At 58.0% G+C, this 1,542-nt stretch carries 2 protein-coding genes; one reads left to right on the top strand and one right to left on the bottom strand.

The features are described 5' to 3' along the window. Nucleotides 1–40: 40 nt before the first annotated feature. Entirely contained in the window at nucleotides 41–328 is a 288-nt protein-coding gene (locus PQQ96_RS41925; RefSeq protein WP_408303278.1) for a hypothetical protein, read from the bottom strand. Between the two features lie 142 nt (nucleotides 329–470). On the opposite strand from PQQ96_RS41925, the gene PQQ96_RS41920 reads away from it, so the two are divergent. After that, on the top strand, nucleotides 471–1,542 hold a 1,072-nt coding region (locus PQQ96_RS41920), incomplete at its 3' end, for an ISL3 family transposase (RefSeq protein WP_459252151.1).

The following is a 1,542-nucleotide window of genomic DNA, read 5'->3' as shown; positions in this document are numbered from 1 at the left end:
GGATCGTCGGCGGAATCTGTGGGTGAATTATTGTGCGCTGCTAGCCAGGTGAAGCCCGGTTCCGATACTGATAGAGCTTGCGACATGTTGCATCAAAGGAATCCTGTGCGGACTCGGATATGTCCGGCCAGATGAGAGGTCCGCCATCTTCCTCGATGAGTTTGTCCAGAAGGGTTGCTGCCGGGAAGGCAAGGAGATCGGGATCTTCGTGGCGGCGCCGGATCATTTCGCCGCCGAGCATCCAAATGTGATCGCGGTGCCGAAGCAATGTATTGCGTGCGTATCCCAAGGTTAGCAAATGCTCAAGGAAAGGCGTGAGTATGGCCACGATTTCCCGTCCAGTCGAAATGTCCTCGTCGTCAACTCGCCACGACGCAGGCCAGTTATGCAGATCTGGGACGTACTGCGCAAGCGCTTGCTGTTCGGGGACAATGGCGGCTTTATCCTTGCCGTTTCTGGGCTTGCTAACCATGTTGCTGACCCGTCTGCTTAACGCCTGTCATCATTTTCCCGGCTTTGTATATGAAGGGGCGCGGCTGTGCGAGGCAACTCAATCCATCGAGATCGACGTTCGGCCGCGCAAAGGTTCGAAGCCGATTTGCTCATGCTGTCACCAGCCTGCGCGGGGTTACGACTCGCTCACGCAGCGCCGCTTCGAGTTTATCCCCGTCTGGGGCTTTGCCGTGTTTCTGCTCTATACCATGCGGCGCGTCGATTGTCGTGCCTGTGGCGTGAAGGTCGAAGCGCTGCCGTGGGCCAACGGCAAGCACACGCTCACCCGCGCTTACATGATCTTCCTGGCGCAATGGGCGCGTAAGCTGTCCTGGAAAGAAACAGCACTGAGCTTCCGAACCAGTTGGGAGAAGGTCTTCAACGCAGTGGAATGGGTCGTCGACTGGGGGCTGAGCCATCGCGAGCTCGGCACGATCCGCGCCTTCGGCGTGGACGAGATTCAGTATGGTCGCGGACACCAATACCTCACACTCGTCTACCAGATCGAGGCCGGCTATACGCGACTGCTCTGGGTCGGACAGGAGCGCACGAAAGAGAGCTTCGCGAAGTTCTTTGCCATGATCGGAAAGCCGCTGTGTGAGAAGGTTGAATTCGTGTGCTCGGACATGTGGCAACCCTACCTGGAGATGATTGCGCGTCATTGCCCGAACGCCCTGAATATCCTCGACCGCTTTCACATCGTCGCCAAGATGAACAAGGCGATCGACGAAGTTCGTGCCGACGAGGCCCGGCGCATGACTCGCGACGGCTATGAGCCGGTGCTCAAGAAATCCCGCTGGTGCCTGCTCAAGCGGCGCGAGAATCTCACTGGCAAGCAACGCGTTCGGCTGCGTGACTTGCTTCAGTACAACCTGCGCAGCGTGCGCGCCTATCTGCTCAAGGAAGAGTTCCAGCAACTCTGGGATTACATCTCGCCCGTGTGGGCCGGCAAATTCCTCGATCAGTGGTGCACTCAGGTAATGCGCTCACGTATCGAGCCGATGAAGAAGTTCGCCCGCACGGTACGCACACACCGCGAACTGATCCTCA

The sequence above is a fragment of the Paraburkholderia sediminicola genome (genome assembly GCF_046027825.1).
Taxonomy (GTDB): domain Bacteria; phylum Pseudomonadota; class Gammaproteobacteria; order Burkholderiales; family Burkholderiaceae; genus Paraburkholderia; species Paraburkholderia sediminicola_D.
Note: the sequence above shows the minus strand (reverse complement) of the source record. Positions and strands in the feature narration are given on the sequence as shown.